The following is an 18,756-nucleotide window of genomic DNA, read 5'->3' as shown; positions in this document are numbered from 1 at the left end:
ATTCGCCCATACTTGTCCCGCCGCCATGTGCTGAAGGCACATGATGGCGCGTCAGGGAGCCTGCAGCCGAGCCAACCGGAGCGCCAGCTGGAGGTCGAGGGCACGCTCCGGGTCGCGCCAGCCCGCCCCGAGCAGCTCGCCGATGCGCTCGAGCCTCTGGGTCACCGTGTTGGGGTGCACGTGCAGCGCACGAGCGGTGTCCTTGAGGTGACCGCCGCTGGCGAACCACGCCTCGAGCGTGTCGACCAGGCCCGTTCCCCGGCGCTCGTCCCAGTCGCGCACCGGCCCCACCATCGTCTCGACGAAGGCGGCGACGTGCTCGGGGTCGTTGTCGCCCAGCAGCAGCCGGGCCACGCCCAGCCCCGCGGGATCGCTCACCTGCCCGCGCCGCCCGAGCCTCACGAGGGTGTCGAGGCACCGCCGTGCCTCCGCGTGCGCGGCGACCAGCCGGTCCTCCTGGAGCGCGTCGGTGGTCGCGGCGACACCGACGGTCGCCACGCCGCCCACGGCCGCCACCGCCGACTGCAGCTCGGCGCCCACCCGGTGGGGGTCCTCGCTCGGCACGACGATGACGACCGCACCGCGGTGCTCGCCCGCCAGCCCCGACATGCGCCGCGCCAGCGCCACCGCGGAGCGACTGGCACGGTGGCGGTCGGCGCCGTCGACGGCCGCCGCTGCGACGACCACCGGGCCGTCGAGGCTCGCGCTGTGCCGGCGTACGCGGTCGCGCAGCCGTTCGCGGGAGTCGGCGTCGGCCTCCAGCAGGTCGACCAGCAGCTGGCCGCCCAGGCGCTCCTCGGCGTCGCTGACCGAGCGCGCGAGGAGCAGCACCAGCGCGGTGACCAGCGCGCCGCGCTCGAGCGTCCGGCGACCGGCGAGGTCGAGCGGCTCGTCACGCCGCAGCACCAGGGTGGCCACGTGCTCGGTGCCGACGAGGGCCGCGGCGACCAGGCCGGACTCGATGACCACCGACCGTCCCGAGGAGACGGCGGCCGGCACGGCCTCGGCCCACGCCAGCCCGGGGTCCTCCCCCGCCTGCAGCTCACCGGCCGGCGTCCAGATCGAGGCCGCGCCGTCGAGCACGCCGGAGAGCACCTCGGCGACCTCGGTGACACCTCCCCCGCCGAGCAGGAGGTCGGTCAGGCGGTCGTGGGCCAGGGCGGCCGCATCGACGGCCTCCGTGTGCCGGGTCAGCGACTGGTTGGCCTCGTCGAGCTCGGCGAAGAGCCGTGCGTTCTCCAGGGCCACCACGGCGTGCGCCGCGAACGAGGTGAGCAGGCTGACCTCCGACTGCGGGAACCGGCGCACGGACCGGTGCACGGCGAGCAGTGCACCGATCACCACGCCGTCGAGCACCAGCGGCACGCCCAGGATGGCGCGGATCTGCTCGCCGGCCACCGCGTCGTCGATGTAGCCCTTGTGCACGAAGCGATCGTCGGCGGCGTAGTCCTCGGTGAAGTAGGCGGCTCCGGTCTGGGCGACGAGGCCGAGGAGCCCGGTGCCGAGCGGCAGCCGCAGGGTCTGGAACTCGCGCGTCAGGGCACCGTCGGTCACCTTCATGAACGACGCCCCGTCACTCTCGTCGTTGAGCGAGAGGTAGGTCATGTCGCAGTGCAGCAACTGGCGCGCGCGGCGCACGATGGCGGCCAGGATCGTGTCGACGTCGCGGATGGCCGTGAGGTCGGACGCCGTCTCGTAGAGCGCCGACAGCTCGGCCTCGCGCGAGCGCATCCGCGACATCAGGTCACGCAGCCGCAGCGCGACGTCGTACTCCGAGCGCACCACCGCCGCCTCCGCCGGGCCGAGGCCACGCTCGGCCTGCGCGAGGTGCTCGTCGAAGGCCGCCAGCGGCGCCTCGTCGTAGAGCAGGTCGAGGAAGGTCGCCACACCCACATCCTGCCCTGCGGGTCAGCGCTCGCGGGTGAGGGTCATCTCGCGGTCGCCGTAGACGACCTTGTCGCCGTCGACCAGCGCCGCCGGCTTGCCGGGCGCCAGCTGGCGCGAGACGCCCTGGCGCACCAGCACGGTGCCGTTGGTCGAGCCGCGGTCCATCACCACGATCGTGCCATCGGGAGCGGGGCCGAACTGCGCGTGCGTCTTCGAGACCGACATGTCGGCCGAGGCCAGCGGGACGAGGTGGGCGACCTGCTCGCCCGAGCGCGGCTCGGGGCGGCGGCCCACCAGCGCGAGGCCGGCGACCACGAAGCTCTCGCCGTCGTCGAAGTTCACACGCCAGCGCCCGGGCGTCGACGCCGGACGCTGCTGCTGCTGCGGGGCGCGCTGCCGGGTCCGCTCCGCGGCCGGCGGCTGCGGCCACTGCTGCTGGGGCGCGGGAGCCGACGGGAGGACCGGCATGGGGGCCGGGGTCGGCATGGGGGCCGGGGTGGGGGCAGGAGCAGCCGCGGGCGGTGCGACGACGTCGGCCGGCAGGGGCTGGCGGCGCACGGAGTGCTCGGAGCGCTCGGGGGTGCGGACGGCCTCGACCGGTGGCGCCGGGATGAGCCGCATGGCGGTGAGGTTGACGATGTGGCGGGGCGCCTCGTCGGCACCGGTCTCGGTCACCTCGACCGCGGGACGTACGTCGACGACGACCGTCTTCGTCAGGTGGTCGTGCCAGCCGCGGCGCTGGCGGCCACGGTCCTCCACCGCCGTCCAGGCGAGCGTGGCGATGCCGATGCCGAAGGTCGGCAGGCCCGAGGCGCCCAGCACCAGCGAGCGCAGCAGGGCCGGGCCGATCCCGATCGGGGTGCCGTCGCCGTGGTGCACCACCCGCAGGCCGGACATCGCCTTGCCGGGCGAGGTGCCCTTCACCCCGAGCACGACGGCGAGCGCGAGCCACAGGAGGACCATCGTGCCGGCCACCACGCCGACCACGGTCCACAGGTCGTCGGAGACGAAGAGCGCGGTGACGACGCCGACGGCCGCGAGCAGGCTCCACGCGAGCAGGCGGTCGACGGCGAAGGCGGTGAAGCGTCGCTCCAGCTGGGCGATCGGGTAGGTCATGGCGTGCGGCTGCTGGGTCACGGTCGGTCGGGCTTCAGGGGTTGGTGACCTGGATGGTGACACCGTCACCGAGGTCGAGGACGGCGCCGGGGACCAGGCTGACCGCGATGCCCGGCCTCATCTCCTCCGGGTCGAGGCCCGGCAGGGCCAGGACGGTGCCGTTGGTCGAGCCCAGGTCGGTCGCGATCGCGGCGCCGTGGTCGGCACCGGCACCGGGACGGATCTCGAGGTGGGTCGAGGAGATCTCCTGCTGCGGGCTCGGCACCGTCACGACGTGGGGCTGGTCGTGCGAGGCGAAGCGGCGGGCCTCGGGTGCGCGCCCGACGAGGACGGTGCGGTCGACGGCCAGGACCTCACCGGTCGAGAACACGAGCGAGGCGACCGGCTGCGACACGACGTCGGGGGCCATCTCCTGACCGGGGACGGGCGGGCGATCGAAGTCGGGGGTGGGCGCGCCGACCATCGTCTGGCCGTCGCGGTCGGACCAGGCATCGGGGACCACCGGCGTCTCGCCGGTCGGCGTGGGGTCGTCGTCGGGCTCGCCGAAGCTCATCGGCGGCGCGGCGGCCGGCGCGGGCTCCGGAGTGGGCTCGGGCTCCGGGGTGGGCTCGGGCTCCGGCTCGGGATCCGGAGTGGGCTCCGGATCCGGGACCACGGCGGCTGCGGGCCGCTCGACGGGTGCGGCGGGCGCCTCCGGGGCAACGGCCTCGGATGCGGCCGGCGTACCGAACTCCACGACGGAGACGCGGGACAGGCCCGGGGTCAGGACGTGGTCGGCGGTGCCGTCACCGGTGAGGGTGACCCGGACGCTCGAGACCCCGCGGACGACCTGCTCGTTCCAGGTCGTGCCGGCGGCGGCGCTGACGATCTCCTCGCCGGCGCTGGACGACACGGTCGCCGTCGCGGCACCGCGCACGATGAGCCGGGTGGTGTCGTCGCCGTGGGCGACGAGCGCGAAGTGCTCGAGCGAGGACAGACCGCCGGCGAGCAGGGCGTCGAGCACGGTGTCGGCGTCGGCACCGGCGTCGGCGACGTCCCAGAGAGCGGCCACGCGGCCGCGCTGGCTGGAGGGGAGCAGGACCGTCACCCGGTCACCCACGACGGCGTACCAGTCCCCCGGCGCGAACCTGGCCTCTGCGCTCACTCTCGTCCCCCAAGCTTGGATTCGAGACTCTCCAGCTGGCGCTGCGAGTCATAACTGGCGTCCTTCACCAATCCCACCACATCGACGACGACGGCCGTCGCGTTGTCACGACCGCCCGCGGCGACCGCCGCGGCGACCAGGGCGTCCGCCGCGTCGCGTGGGTCGGGGACGCTCTCGAGGATGGTCTCGATCTCCTCGTCCTCGATCATCCCGGTCACGCCGTCGCTGCACAGGAGCAGGCGCTCGACCGAGGCGAGCGGGAGGAGGAAGAAGTCGGGGTCGATGCCCTCGGGGCTGCCCAGGGCCCGGGTGATGACGTGCCGCTCCGGGTGGACCGCGGCCTCCGCCACGGTGATCTCGCCGGAGTCGACGAGCTCCTGGACCACCGAGTGGTCGACGCTGATCTGCTCCAGGCGGCCCTCGGTGATGCGGTAGATGCGGGAGTCGCCGAGGTTGGCCAGGAGCCACTTGGTCACGCCGTTGTCGTCGACGAGCACCGCCACCACCGCTGTCGTGCCGGCGTGCCAGCCCGGGGACAGCGCCCGGTGGGCGTTGCCGTAGTCGACGATGCGCGCCTGCGCGCGGGCGAAGGTGTCGGCGACCTGCTCGGCGCCGCGGGCCGGGTCGTAGTGCTCGGCCAGGCGCTGGAACTCCTCGACGACCATCTGGCTGGCCACGTCGCCGCCCGAGTGACCTCCCATCCCGTCGGCGACCACGAAGACCGGCGGTGCGACCAGGAAGGAGTCCTCGTTGACCTTGCGCACCAGGCCGACGTCGCTCGAGGCCCCGTGGTGCAGATCAACATTCCTCATGCCCAGCCCTCTTCGCCCCGTGTCGAGATGTGGGGCGGAGGTTCCGGCCCGGCGAGTAGCGTAAGAGGGATGTCCAGTCGAGGGCGGGCGACACCCGCACGAACGCTTGCCGACCAGCTCCGGGGCTGGTCGGACGAGCGGCTCGTGGCGCTGCTCCGGGCCCGTCCAGATCTCGCCACTCCCGCCCCCCAAGATTCGTCGCAGCTGGCCTCACGCGCCGCCACGCGTTCGTCGATCCATCGCGCCCTCGACGGTCTCGACCGTCTGGAGCTCTCGGTGCTAGATGCCCTGCTGGTCGCGGGTGAAACCACCTCCGCGCAGCTGATCTCGATCGTGCACGCCGACGCGGCCCGTACGACGCTCGCGCTCCAGCGGCTGCTCGACCTCGCCCTGGCGTGGGAGTCCCCAGGCGGCCTCCGCGCGCTGAGCGGCGTGGCCGACGCGATGCGCGGGATGCCGGTCGGGCTGAGTGGCCTGCGGCCCTGCAGCCCGGAGCCCGCCGCGCCCGCAGAGGTGGCTGCCCGGATCGCGGAGCTGAGCCCCGCGGCCGCCGCGATGCTGGCGCACGTCGACGCCCACGGCGGCGAGGGCACGACGGGGTCGGCGCGCCGCACGGTGTCGCCCGCCGACGCCAGGACTCCCGCCGAGGAGCTGCTCAGCCGACGCCTGCTCGTCCCGCGCGAGGGCGACACCGTGGTGCTGCCGGGGGAGGTCGGGCTGGCCCTGCGCGGCGGACGCACGACCAGTGAGCCGGTGGACGACGTGCCGGACCTGGCCACCAGCACGCGCGACCCGGCGCTCGTCGCCCGGACGGCGGCCGGCGCCGCCTTCGACGTCGTACGACGCGTGGAGCTGCTGCTCGACCACTGGGGCGTGCAGCCGCCGAGCGTGCTGCGCAGCGGCGGCCTGGCCGTCCGGGACCTGAAGGCGGTGGCCCGTGAGCTGCACGTCGACGAGGCCGAGGCGGCCCTGGTCGTCGAGGTGGCGCTGGCGTCGGGCCTGGTCGCCGAGGGTGTCGAGCCGGACGGGACGCCCGCGTGGCTGCCGACCGAGGAGTTCGACGTCTGGTCGGGCCGCTCGACCGCCGAGCGATGGGCGCGACTGGTCGGCGGCTGGCTGGCCAGCAGCCGCGTGCCGTCGCAGGTCGGCTCCCGCGACGCCGCCGGCAAGACCTGGAACGCGCTTGCCCCGGAGCTCTCGAGCGGGCTGGCGGAGGAGGCTCGGCGACTGGCGCTGCGCGTGCTGGCGGAGGTCCCCGAGGGCGAGGTGCTGGCCGCCGGCACGGGCATCGCGTCGTTGGTCCAGCGGATCGGCTGGATGAGGCCGCGCCGTCCCACGATCTTCGCCGACCTCGTGACCGCCGCCCTCGGTGAGGCCGCGGTCCTCGGCGTGAGCGGAGCGGGCGGCCTGCCGCCCAGCGGCCGGCGGGTGGCCGAGGGCGACCTCACCGGTGCAGCGGCGGCGATCGACCCGCACCTGCCCCGGGCGGTCGACCACGTGCTGCTGCAGGCCGACCTGACCGCCGTGGCTCCGGGCCCCCTCGAGACCGAGGTCGCTCGCCGGCTGCACCTGCTCGCCGACGTGGAGTCGCGCGGCGGCGCCACCGTCTACCGCTTCACCTCCGGCTCGCTGCGACGCGGCTTCGACGCCGGCTGGTCGACGCTGGAGGTGCGCGACTTCCTCACGTCGGTGTCCCAGACACCGGTTCCGCAGCCCCTCGAGTTCCTCGTCGACGACGTTGCCCGCACGTTCGGCTCGGTGCGGGTCGGGCACGCCGAGGCGTTCCTGCGCGCGGACGACGAGGCGGCGCTCGCGGCGCTGGTGCACGACCCGCGGGCCCGCAGCCTGGGGCTCCGGCTGCTGGCCCCGACCGTCGCGATCGCGACCTCCCCGCTCGACGTGCTGCTGCCGCGGTTGCGCGAGCTCGGCGCCGCTCCGGTGGTGGAGGCGGCCGACGGCACGGTCCGGGTGAGCCGCCCCGACCTCCAGCGCGCCCGCACCCGTCGCGGGCGGCGCCCGGCCGGCGCCGTCGAGGCCCGCCAGGCCGCCCAGGTGCAGGCCGTCGCCACGGCGATCCGCGCCGGCGACCGCGCCGAGTCGTCCCGCCCCGCGGCGACCGGGACCACCACGCCGTCCGGCGCCCTGGCGGCGCTGCGCGAGGCCATCGAGGCCGGGAGCACGGTCGTGATCGGCTACGTCGACAACCACGGTGCCACCGGTGAGCGGGTCGTCGACCCGCGCCGTCTCGACGGGGGCCGGCTCTCCGCCTTCGACCACCGGGCCGACGACGTGCGCGAGTTCGCGGTGCACCGCATCACCGGCGTACGTCCGGCGTAGACACACCCCACGACGTTCTTCTCCTCCGCTTCGCTCCCCCGAACAACGCCGCGGGGACCCCGTCCCTCCGATGTTCGCCCAGTAGCCTTGAAACGTGGACTTCATCCGCTACGCCGAGCGTGCCGCCGCGCTCGTCAACGCCGAGCTGCCGGACGAGGCTGCCCTCCACGACCACCTCGTGGACCGCTCGTGGCTGCACCGCTCGGTGGTCGAGGGGGACGTGGCTGCCCTGCGCGACTTCCGCGCCGAGCTGCGGCCGGTGTTCGAGGCGTCGGAGGCCGACGACGTACGACTCGTGGTGAGCTCGCTCAACGACCTGCTCGCGACCCACCCCGTCACGCCGATGATCTCCGACCACGACCCCGACCACCTGCACATGCACGTCACCAACAGGGCCTCGTCGGTGTCCGAGCTGCTCATCGCCGAGTCGCTGATGGGCCTGGCCAACCTGGTCTGCGACCTCGGTGCGACGCGCCTGGGCATCTGCTCCGAGGCCCGGTGCGACAACGTCTTCGTCGACACCTCGCCCAACCAGTCGCGCCGCTACTGCTCCGACCGGTGCTCCTCGCGCGCCAACGTGGCCGCGTTCCGCGCCCGCCAGAAGTCCGCGTCCACCGGCTGATCCGTAGGATTGCCGGGTGAACGACGGTCCCCTCATCGTCCAGTCGGACAAGACGCTCCTGCTCGAGGTCGACCACCCCTCCGCAGCCGAGGCCCGCAAGGCCATCGCTCCGTTCGCGGAGCTCGAGCGCTCCCCCGAGCACATCCACACCTACCGCCTCACGCCGCTGGGACTCTGGAACGCGCGCGCCGCCGGTCACGACGCCGAGCAGGTGGTCGACGCGCTGCTGACCTGGTCGCGCTACGCCGTCCCGCACGCGCTGCTCGTCGACGTCGCGGAGACGATGGGGCGCTACGGCCGCCTCCGGCTCGAGAAGCACCCCGTGCACGGGCTGGTGCTCTCGTCCGTCGACCGTCCGGTGCTCGAGGAGGTGCTGCGCGCCAAGAAGATCGCCGGCATGGTGGGCGCCCGGCTCGACGACGACACCGTCGCGGTGCACCCGAGCGAGCGCGGCAACCTCAAGCAGGCGCTGCTCAAGCTGGGGTGGCCGGCCGAGGACTACGCCGGATACGTCGACGGCGAGGCCCACGCGATCGACCTCGCGGAGGACGGCTGGACGCTCCGGCCCTACCAGCGCCAGGCCGCCCAGTCCTTCTGGGACGGCGGCTCCGGCGTCGTCGTGCTGCCGTGCGGCGCGGGCAAGACCCTGGTCGGGGCGGCGTCGATGGCGCACGCGCAGGCGACCACGCTGATCCTCGTCACCAACACCGTCAGCGCCCGTCAGTGGAAGGACGAGCTGGTCGCCCGCACGTCGCTGACCCCCGACGAGATCGGCGAGTACTCCGGCGCGGTGAAGGAGGTCCGGCCCGTCACCATCGCGACCTACCAGGTCCTGACCACGAAGCGGAAGGGCGTCTACCCGCACCTCGAGCTGCTCGACGCCCGCGACTGGGGCCTCATCGTCTACGACGAGGTGCACCTGCTGCCGGCGCCGATCTTCCGGATGACCGCCGACCTCCAGGCCCGCCGCCGGTTGGGCCTGACCGCGACCCTGGTGCGCGAGGACGGGCGCGAGGGCGAGGTCTTCTCCCTCATCGGTCCCAAGCGCTACGACGCCCCGTGGAAGGACATCGAGGCACAGGGCTACATCGCGCCCGCCGACTGCGTCGAGGTGCGGGTCACCCTTCCCGACGGCGAGCGCCTGGCCTACGCCACCAGCGATCCCGACACCCGCTACCGCCTCGCCTCGTGCACCCACGCCAAGATCGACGTCGTACGCGATCTTGTGCGGCGGCACGCGGACCAGCCGACGCTGGTGATCGGGCAGTACATCGACCAGCTCGACGAGATCGCCGAGATGCTCGACGCCCCGGTGATCAAGGGCGAGACGACCGTCAAGGAGCGGCAGCGGCTCTTCAACGCGTTCCGCTCCGGCGAGATCGGGCTGCTGGTGGTCAGCAAGGTCGCGAACTTCTCCATCGACCTGCCCTCGGCCGAGGTGGCGATCCAGGTGAGCGGGTCGTTCGGCTCCCGCCAGGAGGAGGCGCAGCGCCTCGGCCGGCTGCTGCGACCGAAGACCGAGGGGCGCAGCGCGCACTTTTACACGATCGTCTCGCGCGACACCGTGGACGCCGACTTCGCCCAGAACCGCCAGCGGTTCCTCGCCGAGCAGGGCTACGCCTACCGGATCATCGACGCCGGGGACCTGCAGTCCCCGGCGTGACGATCGCCGACCTCAGTCCAGCGTGCTCGCGTCGATCACGAAGCGGTAGCGCACGTCGGAGGCGAGCACCCGCTCGTAGGCCTCGTTGACCTGGTCGGCGCGGATCACCTCGACGTCGGAGACGATGCCGTGCTCGGCGCAGAAGTCGAGCATCTCCTGGGTCTCGGCGATGCCGCCGATCATCGACCCCGCGAAGGAGCGCCGGCCGCCGATGAGGGAGAACGCGTTGACCGGCAGCGGCTCAGGCGGGGCGCCGACGTTGACGAGGGTGCCGTTGACGGCGAGGAGGCCGAGGTAGGCGTTCACGTCGATCTTCGCGCTGACCGTGTTGATGACCAGGTCGAAGGACTCGGCGAGGGCCTCGAACGTGCCGGGGTCGCTCGTGGCGAAGTAGTGGTCGGCGCCCAGGCGGAGGCCGTCCTCCTGCTTCTTCAGCGACTGCGACAGCACGGTGACCTCGGCGCCCATGGCGTGCGCGATCTTGACCGCCATGTGGCCCAGCCCCCCGAGGCCGACCACGGCGACCTTCGTGCCAGGGCCGGCCTTCCAGTGCTTGAGCGGCGAGTACGTCGTGATGCCGGCGCAGAGCAGCGGCGTGGCGGCGGCCGGGTCGAGGCCCTCGGGGACGGAGAGGACGTAGCCGGCGTCGACCACGACGTGCGTGGAGTAGCCGCCCTGGGTCGTGGTGCCGTCACGGTCGGTGGCCGCGTACGTCCCGACCATGCCCTCACGGCAGTACTGCTCGTCGCCGTTGCGGCAGTTGTCGCACTCGCCGCACGCGTTGACCATGCAGCCGACGCCGACGCGGTCGCCGACCCGGTGGGTGCTGACCTCCGGGCCGACCTCGGTGACGGTGCCGACGATCTCGTGCCCCGGCACGACCGGGAACGGCTGCGGGCCCCAGTCACCGTTGACGGTGTGGATGTCGGAGTGGCAGATGCCGGCCCACTCGATGGCGATGAGGACGTCGTGGGCGCCGACCTCGCGGCGCTCGATGGTGGTGGCTGCCAGCGGCTCGCCGGCGGCGGGTGCTGCGTACGCGTTGACGCGCATGGGTGTCTCCTTCGGTGTCGCGGTCGGTCCGCGACGTGGTGGATGGTCCGGGTTGGTGCAGGGGGGGTGTCCGACCCGCGGACGTCCGGTGTCCGCAGGGAGGTCGGGCAGGTGGGGGCTCAGGACCCCTTGGTGTCCTTGAGCGCGTCGGCGAGGGTGCGCGCCTCGGCAGACAGCAGCTGCGCGCGGTCCTCGTCGCCCGCCTCGACGGCGTGCCAGTAGTCCACCTTGATCCGGACGTACTGCTGGCGCAGCGCCACCTGCTCGGCCTCCCGCGCCAGGCGCTCGGCCTGCGCGCTGAGCAGCTCGACCTGTCGGGCGGCCGCCGCGGGACCCAGCGCGCCGTTGGCGACGTACTGCCGCATGTCGCGCACCGACATCCCCGTGGCGGCGAGGCACGCGATCCACATGAGCTGGTCCAGGTCGTCCTCGTCGTAGACGCGGTGCTTGCTGCTCGCACCGCGGCTGATGGGGGCGATGACCCCGATCTGCTCGTAGTAGCGCAGCGTGCTCGCCGGCAGCCCGGTGAGGGCTGCGGCCTCCTTGATGGAGTAGCTGCGGGTGCCGGCGTGGGTGGTCACGTCCTCGACGGTAGGAACTTCGAGTACTCGAAGTCAAAGGCCGCACCGCATGGGGTCCGCCGCTACTCTCGACAGCGTGAGCATCCGCGACCGCCTCGGCAGCGAGCTGTTCCGCAAGGTCGCGGGGCCGCAGGGCGAGCGGCAGCGGGAGCGGGTGCACGGCACCCCGGGCCCGCGCTGGTTCGAGCCGGGGTCCCCCATCCAGCGCGTCCACGGCGACGCGTCGATGTTCGTCGGGGGGATCCGGGCGATCATGCTGCAGTCACTGCACCCCGCCGCGATGCAGGGAGTCGCCGACCACTCCGGCTACCGCGGCGACATGTGGGGACGGCTCGCCCAGGTCGCGACCTACATCGCGGTCACCACCTTCGGCACCGAGGAGCACGCGCTCCAGGCCATCCGGGGCGTGCAGCGCGCCCACGAGTCGGTCACCGGCACGATGCCCGACGGGACGCCGTACGCCGCCTCCGACCCGCACCTGCTCGGCTGGGTCCACGCCGCCGAGATCGACAGCTTCCTCGCCGCGCACGACCGCTACGGCCACCTCCGGCTCGTCGGTCCGGAGCGCGACGAGTACGTCGCCCAGGCGTCGGTCGCGGCCACCCACCTCGGCGTGGTCGGCGCCCCGCAGACCGAGGACGAGCTGCGCCACGTCCTGGCGGCCTACGGTCCCGAGCTCCGCGGCACGCCGGCCGCGCGCGAGGCGATCCGGTTCCTCCTGCTCCACCCCGACCTGCCCCTGCCGGCGCGGCCCGGCTACCTCTCGCTCGCGAGCGCCGCCGTCGGGCTGCTGCCGGCCGAGGCGCGCCGCGAGCTGCGGCTGCCTCCGGTGCCACCGGTCACCAACCGGGTCCTCGGGGCTGCGGCCACGCGCACCATCCGCTGGGCGATGGCCTCGGGGCACGCCGAGGCCCGCGTGCTGCAGCAGGCAGCGCAGGCGTGACCACCGCCCGGAGCCTCGCCGACCGCTGGCCCCTCCCCGACCACAACGACCTGCGCGACGAGCTCCTCGGCGCCTGGGACCGCGACGGCTACCACGACCTGCTCCACCTCACCGAGGTGCTGGACCGGCTCGACGAGATGTCCGCGGCGGGCGCCGGGTTCGACGCCACGACCGTGCGCCTGGCCGCCTGGTTCCACGACGCCGTCTACGACGGCGGGCCCGACGACGAGGAGCTGTCCGCCCAGTGGGCCGAGCGCGCGCTGCCCGGGGCGTACGCCGACGAGGTGGCGCGCCTGGTGCGGATGACGCTCCGCCACCGTCCCGCCGACGACGACCCGGCGGGCTGCGCCCTGAGCGACGCCGACCTCGGCATCCTCGCCGCGGACCCGGAGCGCTACGACGCCTACGTCGCCGGCGTACGGGCCGACTTCGCCCACGTCGCCGAGCACGACTTCCGGGCCGGGCGGGCGGCCGTGCTCAGGGACCTGGCGTCCAAGCCGCACCTGTTCCACACGGCCCAGGGCCGCGCGCTCTGGGAGGCCCGGGCGCGCGCCAACCTCGGTCGCGAGCTCGAGGAGCTCGGACCGAGGTAGGGCTCAGCGGTCGGCGAGCTGGAGGTAGACCGTGAAGCGGTCGTGCCGGTAGCAGGTGCGCGACACCTCCACGATGCGACCGTCGGAGACCGCGCGGCGGGCGTGCCGCAGGACCGGGTCACCCTCGGTGATCTCGAGGACGGCCGCCTCCTCGGCGCTCGCGCGGTCGGCGCTGATCGAGTCCTCGACCTCTGTCGGGCGCAGGCCGCGTGCGGCGAGCGCCTCGTAGAGGCTCGTGGGGGTGCCGTGCTGCAGGAACCCCGGCAGCAGCACCTCGTTGAGGTAGGCGTCCTCGACACACACGATGGCCTGGTCGGCACGGCGCAACCGGCGCCAGTGCAGGACCGGGTCACCCGGCGAGATGTCGAGCGCGCGGGCGACACCCGGACCGGCCTGCTCCACGCGGGCCAGCAGGGTCTGGGACTCCGGCAGCATGCCGCGGCGACGGATCTCCTCGGTGAAGGAGGTCAGTCGACCGGCGGTCTTCGGCGGCTGCGCGACGAACGTGCCACGTCCGGGGATGCGCTCCAGGAGACCTTCGGCGACCAGCGCGTCGAGCGCCTGTCGTACGGTCATCCGGGCAACGCCGAAGCGGGCGACCAGCTCGCGTTCGGACGGTGCCGCAGAGCCTGGCGGCTGGGCCTCGATGAGGCTGCGGACGTGCTCACGGACCTGGACATGCTTCAGCGCCCGCTGACGCGGGACGACGACGTCCACGTGATCCATACCAGCCAAGATAGGACTGGGCTGGACCGGGGGTCCCCGAATTGACGATTCCTGTAGGTAACCCTTGAGGTGATCTTCGATCTTCGAAAGCCTGTTCGAAGTCTGGGGTAGGGTGTCCCCGTGGACTTCCAGACGTCCCTCTTCGCCGACTCCGCCGTGGACACCGCGACGCTCGCGCCCGAGCGTCGCCGACTGTCGCACGGGGCCTGGCTCGACGTCCAGCGCAACTGGCTCGGCGACCCCGACGGCGTCTTCGCCGCCCTCGTCGACCGGGTCCCGTGGCGCTCCGAGCGCCGCGAGATGTACGACGCGGTGGTCGACGTCCCGCGGCTGGTGCACACCTACCTGGCCGACGACCCGCTCCCCCACCCGGCGCTGGTGCGCGCCCGCACCGAGCTGAGCGAGCACTACCTGCCGGAGCTGCGCGAGCCGTTCGTGACCGCCGGGTGCTGCTACTACCGCGACGGTCGCGACTCGGTCGCCTGGCACGGCGACACCATCGGGCGCGGCCGCACCGACGACACCATGGTGGCGATCGTCAGCGTCGGCGACCCGCGGCGCCTGCTGCTGCGTCCGCGCGGCGGCGGGGGCTCGATCGCCGTGACCATGGGCCACGGTGACCTGGTCGTGATGGGCGGGTCGTGCCAGCGCACCTGGGAGCACGCCGTGCCCAAGGTGGCTCACTCCGGTCCGCGCATCTCGGTCCAGTTCCGTCCGCTCAACGTCTTCTGAGCCACCGCACCAGGACGAGCACGGTGAGGACCGCGACCGCCTGCTTCCAGTAGGACCTGAGCAGCACCGGCAGGACCGTGCTGCCCAGGTCGAGTGCCTCCGTCTGGGGAGGAGGCGGAGGTGGCGGCGGGGGCGGCGACGCGGGTGTCGCAGCCGTGGGCGGTGCACCAGCAGCCATCTGCACGGGGGACTCGGCCGCTGGCACACCGCTGGGAGGAGCGGCGCCGGCGGGCTCGTCGCCCGCCAGGCGCTGCTCGAGGCAGGTGACGAACTGCCCGAGCAGCTTGTCGGAGACGTCCTGCATCACCCCGCGCCCGAACTGGGCCGGCTTGCCGGTGATGGCCAGGTCGGTCTCCACCGCGACGTCGGTCGAGCCGCCGGCGTCGGTCATCGACACCGTGACCTTCGCGCCCGCGGTGCCGTTGCCGCGCTTGTCCTTGCCCTTCGCGTCGACGACGAAGCGGTGCGCGGCCTCGTCCTTCTCCACGAAGGTGCCGCTGCCGTTGTAGAGCAGCGCGATCGGGCCGAGCTTGACCTTCACCGAGCCGGAGAAGGACTCGTGGTCGGCCTCGGTGACCTGGGCGCCGGGGAAGCACTCGGCGACGGAGGCGATGTCGTTGAAGTGCGCCCACGTCTCCTCGACGCCGATCGGGACCGTGAACCGGTGGCTCAGCTCCACTACACACCCGCCGCCTTGAGGACCGCACGGCCCGTCAGCACCCGTGCGAGGTGCTGGCGGTAGTCGGCGGCGCCGTTGAGGTCCGAGGGCGGGTTGGTCCCCTCGGCCGCCATCTGCGCCGCGTCGCGTACGCCGTCCTCGGTCGCGCTCGCGCCGGCCAGGGCCTGCTCCGTCGCGGTGGCCCGCAACGGGGTCGAGCCCATGTTGGTCAGCCCGATGCGGGCCTCGTCGATGGAGCCCTTCACCGTGGCGGCGACCGCGACGATCGGCCACTGGTGGGCGACGCGGACGAACTTCTCGTAGTGCGCGCCCCAGCCGGTGTGCTTGGGGATCCGCACCTCGGTGAGGATCTCGTCGTCGCCGATCGCGGTCTCGAAGAGGTCGACGAAGAAGTCGGCCGCCTCGACCGTACGACTGCCGCCGGGGCCGACGATCACGAACTGCGCACCCAGCGCGAGTGCCGGAGCGCCGAGGTCACCGGCCGGGTCGGCGTGCGCGAGCGCCCCGCCGAAGGTGCCACGGTGCCGGATCTGGGAGTCGGCCACCTCGGCGGCCGCCTTCGAGACCAGCAACGCGTGCTCCTTGACCAGCGCGTGGTCGCGCACGACGTGGTGGGTGGTCATGGCGCCGATGACGATGGCGTCGCCGTCGTCGCGGATCCCCCGCAGGGAGTCGATGCCACCGAGGTCGATCACGACCTCCGGAGCGTTGAGCCGCATCCGCAGGACCGGCAGCAGGCTCTGGCCGCCGGCCATGATCTTCGCCTCGTCGCCGTGCTCGCCGAGGGCGGCCAGCGCCTCCTCGACCGACGTCGGCGCGAGGTAGTCGAACTTCACCGGGATCACTGGCCTGCTCCTTCGTCCTGGTTGAGGGCGCCTTCCTGGAAGTGCGGCATCGCCGACTCCGGCGTCGGGGCGTCACCGTCATGGGCATGGATCGCGCGCCACACCCGCTCCGGGGTGCACGGCATCTGGATGTCGTCGACCCCGAGGTGGCGCACGGCGTCGACGACGGCGTTGACGACCGCAGGCGTCGACGCGATCGTGCCGGCCTCGCCGACGCCCTTCGTGCCCAGCGTGTTGGTCGTGCAGACGCTGGGCTCGTCGGCGTGGACCACGTCGAACGAGATCGTGTCGGCCGAGGTCGGCAGCAGGTAGTCGACGAACGAGCCGCTGACCAGCGTCCCGGACTCGTCGTGCACCGCCTCCTCCCACAGCGCCTGCGCGATGCCCTGCACAAGGCCGCCGTGCACCTGACCGGCCACGATGAGCGGGTTGATGATGTTGCCGATGTCGTCGCAGCAGGTGTACTTCCGCATCTTCACCGCACCGGTCTCGGTGTCGACCTCCATCGCGCACAGGTGCGTGCCGTGGGGGTAGTTGAAGTTCACGGGGTCGTAGGTCGCGTCGGCGTCGAGGTTGAGCTCCATGCCGTCGGGGTAGTTGTGCCCTGCGAAGGTCGCCGTCGCGAGCTCCTGGATCGTCGTCCCCTGGTCGGTGCCGCGGACGCTGAACCTGCCGCCGGCGTAGTCCAGGTCGTCCTCGCTCGCCTCCAACAGGTGGGCGGCGAGCACCTTGGCCTTGTCGATCACCTTGTCGACCGCCCGGACCAGAGCCTCACCACCGACGACGAGCGAGCGTGAGCCGTAGGTGTCCAGCCCCTTCGGCGCCACCTGGGTGTCGCCGTGGAGCACCTCGACGTCCTCGAACGGGACGCCGAGCCGGTCGGCGACGATCTGGCTGAACGCCGTCTCGTGGCCCTGTCCGTGCGCGCTCGCACCCGTGACCACCTCGACCTTGCCGAGGGGCGTCATCCGGACGCTCGCGTGCTCCCAGCCTCCCGCGCCGTAGTCCAGGCTGCCGAGCACCCGGCTCGGGGCGAGGCCGCACATCTCGGTGAAGGTCGAGACGCCGATGCCGAGCTGCACCCGGTCACCACGCTCGCGCCGCTCCTTCTGCTCCGCGCGCAACGCGTCGTAGCCGAAGGACTCCTTCGCCTTCGCGGTCGCGGCCTCGTAGTTGCCGGAGTCGTACTCCAGCCCGGCCACGGTCGTGAAGGGGAACTCCTCGTGGGTGATCCAGTTGCGTTCGCGGATCTCCAGCGGGTCGACGCCGACCTCTGCGGCGAGCTCGTCCATCAGCCGCTCGACGGCGTACGTCGCCTCCGGGCGGCCGGCGCCGCGGTAGGCGTCGGTGAACGTGGTGTTGGTGAGCACCGTCTGGCACTCGAAGCGATAGGCGGGGAACTTGTAGATGGCGTTGAACATGAAGGCGCCGAGCACCGGGACTCCGCCACCGACGATGGCCACGTAGGCACCGAGGTCGGCGTCGAGGTGCACCTTGAAGCCGGTGACCTTGCCGTCCTTGTCGGCGGCGAGGGTCAGCGTCTGCACCTGGTCGCGGCCGTGGTGGGCCGCCATCAGGCTCTCGCTGCGGGTCTCGGTGTACTTCACCGGCTTGGACAACCGGCGCGCGACCGCCCAGGCGATCCACTCCTCCGGCGTGGTCTGGAGCTTGCCGCCGAAACCGCCGCCGACGTCAGGCGCGATGACCCGGATCTTGCTCTCGGGCACGCCGGTGGTGGCCGCCAGGGCGAACCTCAGGATGTGCGGGATCTGGGTCGCGGACCACATGGTGATCTGCTCGCCGGTGGGGTCCACCACGACGCTGCGGGGCTCCATGAAGGCTGGGATCAGGCGTTGCTGGCGGTACTCGCGCTCGATGAGGATGCCGTCGGAGCGGGCCGCCTCGATCGCGGCCTCGACGTCGCCACCGGTGCCGGCGTAGTTGGAGTCGAAGACCCACAGCGCCGACTTGTTGGTGCCGAGGTCGGGGTGCGCGAGCACCGAGTCCTCGAGCGCCTTCTTGATGCCCACGACGGCCGGCAGCTCGTCGTACTCGACGTCGACGAGCTCGGCGGCGTCGCGGGCCTCGGCAGCACTACGGGCCACCACCACGGCGACGATCTCGCCGGCGAACGCGACCCGGTCGGCCGGCATCGGCGAGTGGCCCGGGGTCTTCTGGTCGGGCGTGATCGGCCAGGCGTTGATGCACACGCCGAGCTCCTCGCCGAAGTCCTTGCCGGTGAAGACGCCGACCACGTTGGTGGCGGCCTTCGCCGCCTCGGTGTCGATCGAGGCGATCGTGGCGTGGGCGAACGGGCTGCGCACCATGGCCAGGTGCAGCATCCCGGGCAGGGTGATGTTGTCGGTCCATCGGGTGCGGCCGGTGATCAGCCGCTGGTCCTCCTTGCGGCGCCGGTCCTTGCCGATCTCGCCTGCCGGGCGGTCCTGTGTCGCCGTCATGCCTTCACCCCCGTCTGCTCGGCTGCGTGGAGGACGCTCTTGACGATGTTGTGGTAGCCGGTGCAGCGACAGAGGTTGCCCTCCATGCCGAGCCGGACCTCCTCCTCGGTGGGATGCGGGTTCTCCCCGAGCAGGTCGACGGCCTGCATGATCATCCCGGGCGTGCAGAAGCCGCACTGGAGCCCGTGGCACTCGCGGAAGGCCTCCTGCACGGGGTGGAGCTCACCCTCGGCGGTGTCGGCGAGCCCCTCGATCGTGGTCACGGTGCGGCCGTTGGCCTGCACGGCGAGCACGTTGCACGACTTCACGCTCGTGCCGTCGAGGTGGACGGTGCACGCCCCGCAGTTGGAGGTGTCGCACCCGATGACGGTGCCGGTCTTGCCGAGCTTCTCGCGCAGGTACTGCACCAGCAGCATCCGGGGCTCGACGTCGTCGGAGACCGCAGCCCCGTCGACGGTGAGTTCGATCTTCGTCATCAGGCCGCTCCAGTGTGAGGTGGGTCACGTACGGCCGAACCTAGGTCTCCGTGGTTGGCCGATGGTTGGAGGCGGGTGGACTGGTCCG

Annotated in this window: 17 protein-coding genes; 6 read left to right on the top strand and 11 right to left on the bottom strand. The window is 72.8% G+C overall.

What is annotated here, in order from left to right; all coding sequences use genetic code 11:
• Nucleotides 1-51: 51 nt before the first annotated feature.
• From ACS3YM_RS01755 to ACS3YM_RS01740, 4 genes are read right to left on the bottom strand one after another with little or no spacing between them, the layout of a single operon-like run.
• Nucleotides 52-1,887 carry a helix-turn-helix domain-containing protein gene (locus tag ACS3YM_RS01755; protein ID WP_439938328.1) on the bottom strand — a complete coding sequence of 612 codons (1,836 nt, stop codon included), beginning with the start codon at nt 1,885-1,887 and terminating at the stop codon, nt 52-54.
• A 21-nt stretch (nt 1,888-1,908) separates the two neighbouring features.
• Entirely contained in the window at nt 1,909-3,003 is a 1,095-nt protein-coding gene (locus ACS3YM_RS01750; protein ID WP_439938327.1) for an RDD family protein, read from the bottom strand.
• Nucleotides 3,004-3,037: 34 nt separating this feature from the next.
• Nucleotides 3,038-4,147 (bottom strand): hypothetical protein, encoded by a 1,110-nt coding sequence (locus ACS3YM_RS01745; protein WP_439938326.1) that lies wholly within the window; start codon nt 4,145-4,147, stop codon nt 3,038-3,040.
• The gene (locus ACS3YM_RS01740) at nt 4,144-4,959 is read right to left on the bottom strand and encodes a PP2C family protein-serine/threonine phosphatase (protein WP_439938325.1); all 816 of its coding nucleotides are present in this window, start codon (nt 4,957-4,959) and stop codon (nt 4,144-4,146) included. Before ACS3YM_RS01740 ends, ACS3YM_RS01745 begins: the two co-directional genes overlap by 4 nt.
• A 69-nt stretch (nt 4,960-5,028) precedes the next feature.
• On the opposite strand from ACS3YM_RS01740, the gene ACS3YM_RS01735 reads away from it, so the two are divergent.
• The 3 genes from ACS3YM_RS01735 to ACS3YM_RS01725 all read left to right on the top strand — a co-directional run bounded on the left by ACS3YM_RS01735 (nt 5,029) and on the right by ACS3YM_RS01725 (nt 9,581).
• Nucleotides 5,029-7,296 (top strand): helicase-associated domain-containing protein, encoded by a 2,268-nt coding sequence (locus ACS3YM_RS01735; protein ID WP_439938324.1) that lies wholly within the window; start codon nt 5,029-5,031, stop codon nt 7,294-7,296.
• A 94-nt stretch (nt 7,297-7,390) separates the two neighbouring features.
• Entirely contained in the window at nt 7,391-7,918 is a 528-nt protein-coding gene (locus ACS3YM_RS01730) for a CGNR zinc finger domain-containing protein (protein ID WP_439938323.1), read from the top strand.
• 16 nt (nt 7,919-7,934) lie between these two features.
• Nucleotides 7,935-9,581, top strand: a complete 1,647-nt coding sequence (locus ACS3YM_RS01725) for a DNA repair helicase XPB (RefSeq protein ID WP_439938322.1) — start codon at nt 7,935-7,937, stop codon at nt 9,579-9,581.
• A gap of 12 nt (nt 9,582-9,593) precedes the next feature.
• On the opposite strand, the gene ACS3YM_RS01720 is transcribed toward ACS3YM_RS01725, so the two are convergent.
• Together ACS3YM_RS01720 and ACS3YM_RS01715 are read right to left on the bottom strand one after the other, a co-directional pair.
• Nucleotides 9,594-10,634 (bottom strand): NAD(P)-dependent alcohol dehydrogenase, encoded by a 1,041-nt coding sequence (locus ACS3YM_RS01720; protein ID WP_439938321.1) that lies wholly within the window; start codon nt 10,632-10,634, stop codon nt 9,594-9,596.
• A 119-nt stretch (nt 10,635-10,753) separates the two neighbouring features.
• On the bottom strand, nt 10,754-11,215 hold the full coding sequence (locus tag ACS3YM_RS01715; RefSeq protein WP_439938320.1) for a MerR family transcriptional regulator: 462 nt from the start codon (nt 11,213-11,215) through the stop codon (nt 10,754-10,756).
• A 76-nt stretch (nt 11,216-11,291) separates the two neighbouring features.
• On the opposite strand from ACS3YM_RS01715, the gene ACS3YM_RS01710 reads away from it, so the two are divergent.
• Together ACS3YM_RS01710 and ACS3YM_RS01705 are read left to right on the top strand one after the other, a co-directional pair.
• A complete protein-coding gene (locus tag ACS3YM_RS01710) occupies nt 11,292-12,158 on the top strand; it encodes an oxygenase MpaB family protein (protein WP_439938319.1) in 867 nt (288 codons plus the stop codon).
• Nucleotides 12,155-12,751, top strand: a complete 597-nt coding sequence (locus ACS3YM_RS01705) for an HD domain-containing protein (RefSeq protein ID WP_439938318.1) — start codon at nt 12,155-12,157, stop codon at nt 12,749-12,751. Before ACS3YM_RS01710 ends, ACS3YM_RS01705 begins: the two co-directional genes overlap by 4 nt.
• A gap of 3 nt (nt 12,752-12,754) precedes the next feature.
• Here the strand turns inward: ACS3YM_RS01705 and ACS3YM_RS01700 are convergent, their stop codons facing one another.
• A complete protein-coding gene (locus tag ACS3YM_RS01700) occupies nt 12,755-13,477 on the bottom strand; it encodes a GntR family transcriptional regulator (RefSeq protein ID WP_439938317.1) in 723 nt (240 codons plus the stop codon).
• 120 nt (nt 13,478-13,597) lie between these two features.
• Between ACS3YM_RS01700 and ACS3YM_RS01695 the strand changes: the two genes are divergently transcribed.
• A complete protein-coding gene (locus tag ACS3YM_RS01695) occupies nt 13,598-14,209 on the top strand; it encodes an alpha-ketoglutarate-dependent dioxygenase AlkB (RefSeq protein ID WP_439938316.1) in 612 nt (203 codons plus the stop codon).
• Here the strand turns inward: ACS3YM_RS01695 and ACS3YM_RS01690 are convergent.
• Genes ACS3YM_RS01690 through ACS3YM_RS01675 form a run of 4 tightly spaced genes read right to left on the bottom strand, consistent with a single transcriptional unit; the run spans nt 14,196 to nt 18,668 of the window.
• Nucleotides 14,196-14,888 carry an SRPBCC family protein gene (locus ACS3YM_RS01690; protein WP_439938315.1) on the bottom strand — a complete coding sequence of 231 codons (693 nt, stop codon included), beginning with the start codon at nt 14,886-14,888 and terminating at the stop codon, nt 14,196-14,198. The genes ACS3YM_RS01695 and ACS3YM_RS01690 overlap by 14 nt on opposite strands.
• Entirely contained in the window at nt 14,888-15,733 is an 846-nt protein-coding gene (locus tag ACS3YM_RS01685; RefSeq protein WP_439938314.1) for an FAD binding domain-containing protein, read from the bottom strand. The genes ACS3YM_RS01690 and ACS3YM_RS01685 overlap by 1 nt, the downstream gene beginning before the upstream one ends.
• A complete protein-coding gene (locus tag ACS3YM_RS01680) occupies nt 15,730-18,192 on the bottom strand; it encodes a xanthine dehydrogenase family protein molybdopterin-binding subunit (protein WP_439938313.1) in 2,463 nt (820 codons plus the stop codon). The genes ACS3YM_RS01685 and ACS3YM_RS01680 overlap by 4 nt, the downstream gene beginning before the upstream one ends.
• Entirely contained in the window at nt 18,189-18,668 is a 480-nt protein-coding gene (locus ACS3YM_RS01675; protein ID WP_439938312.1) for a (2Fe-2S)-binding protein, read from the bottom strand. Before ACS3YM_RS01675 ends, ACS3YM_RS01680 begins: the two co-directional genes overlap by 4 nt.
• Nucleotides 18,669-18,756: the final 88 nt, after the last annotated feature.

This window comes from Nocardioides sp. N13(2025) (assembly GCF_051912545.1).
Lineage (GTDB): Bacteria > Actinomycetota > Actinomycetes > Propionibacteriales > Nocardioidaceae > Nocardioides.
This window is presented reverse-complemented; position numbering and strand designations above follow the sequence as displayed.

Bases quoted from the DNA above. Each gene is read 5' to 3' on its own strand.
- ACS3YM_RS01750 (WP_439938327.1), bottom strand. From the start codon at position 3,003: ATGACCTACCCGATCGCCCAGCTGGAGCGACGCTTCACCGCCTTCGCC.
- ACS3YM_RS01740 (WP_439938325.1), bottom strand. From the start codon at position 4,959: ATGAGGAATGTTGATCTGCACCACGGGGCCTCGAGCGACGTCGGCCTG.
- ACS3YM_RS01735 (WP_439938324.1), top strand. From the start codon at position 5,029: ATGTCCAGTCGAGGGCGGGCGACACCCGCACGAACGCTTGCCGACCAG.
- ACS3YM_RS01720 (WP_439938321.1), bottom strand. From the start codon at position 10,634: ATGCGCGTCAACGCGTACGCAGCACCCGCCGCCGGCGAGCCGCTGGCA.
- ACS3YM_RS01700 (WP_439938317.1), bottom strand. From the start codon at position 13,477: ATGGATCACGTGGACGTCGTCGTCCCGCGTCAGCGGGCGCTGAAGCAT.
- ACS3YM_RS01680 (WP_439938313.1), bottom strand. From the start codon at position 18,192: ATGACGGCGACACAGGACCGCCCGGCAGGCGAGATCGGCAAGGACCGG.
- ACS3YM_RS01675 (WP_439938312.1), bottom strand. From the start codon at position 18,668: ATGACGAAGATCGAACTCACCGTCGACGGGGCTGCGGTCTCCGACGAC.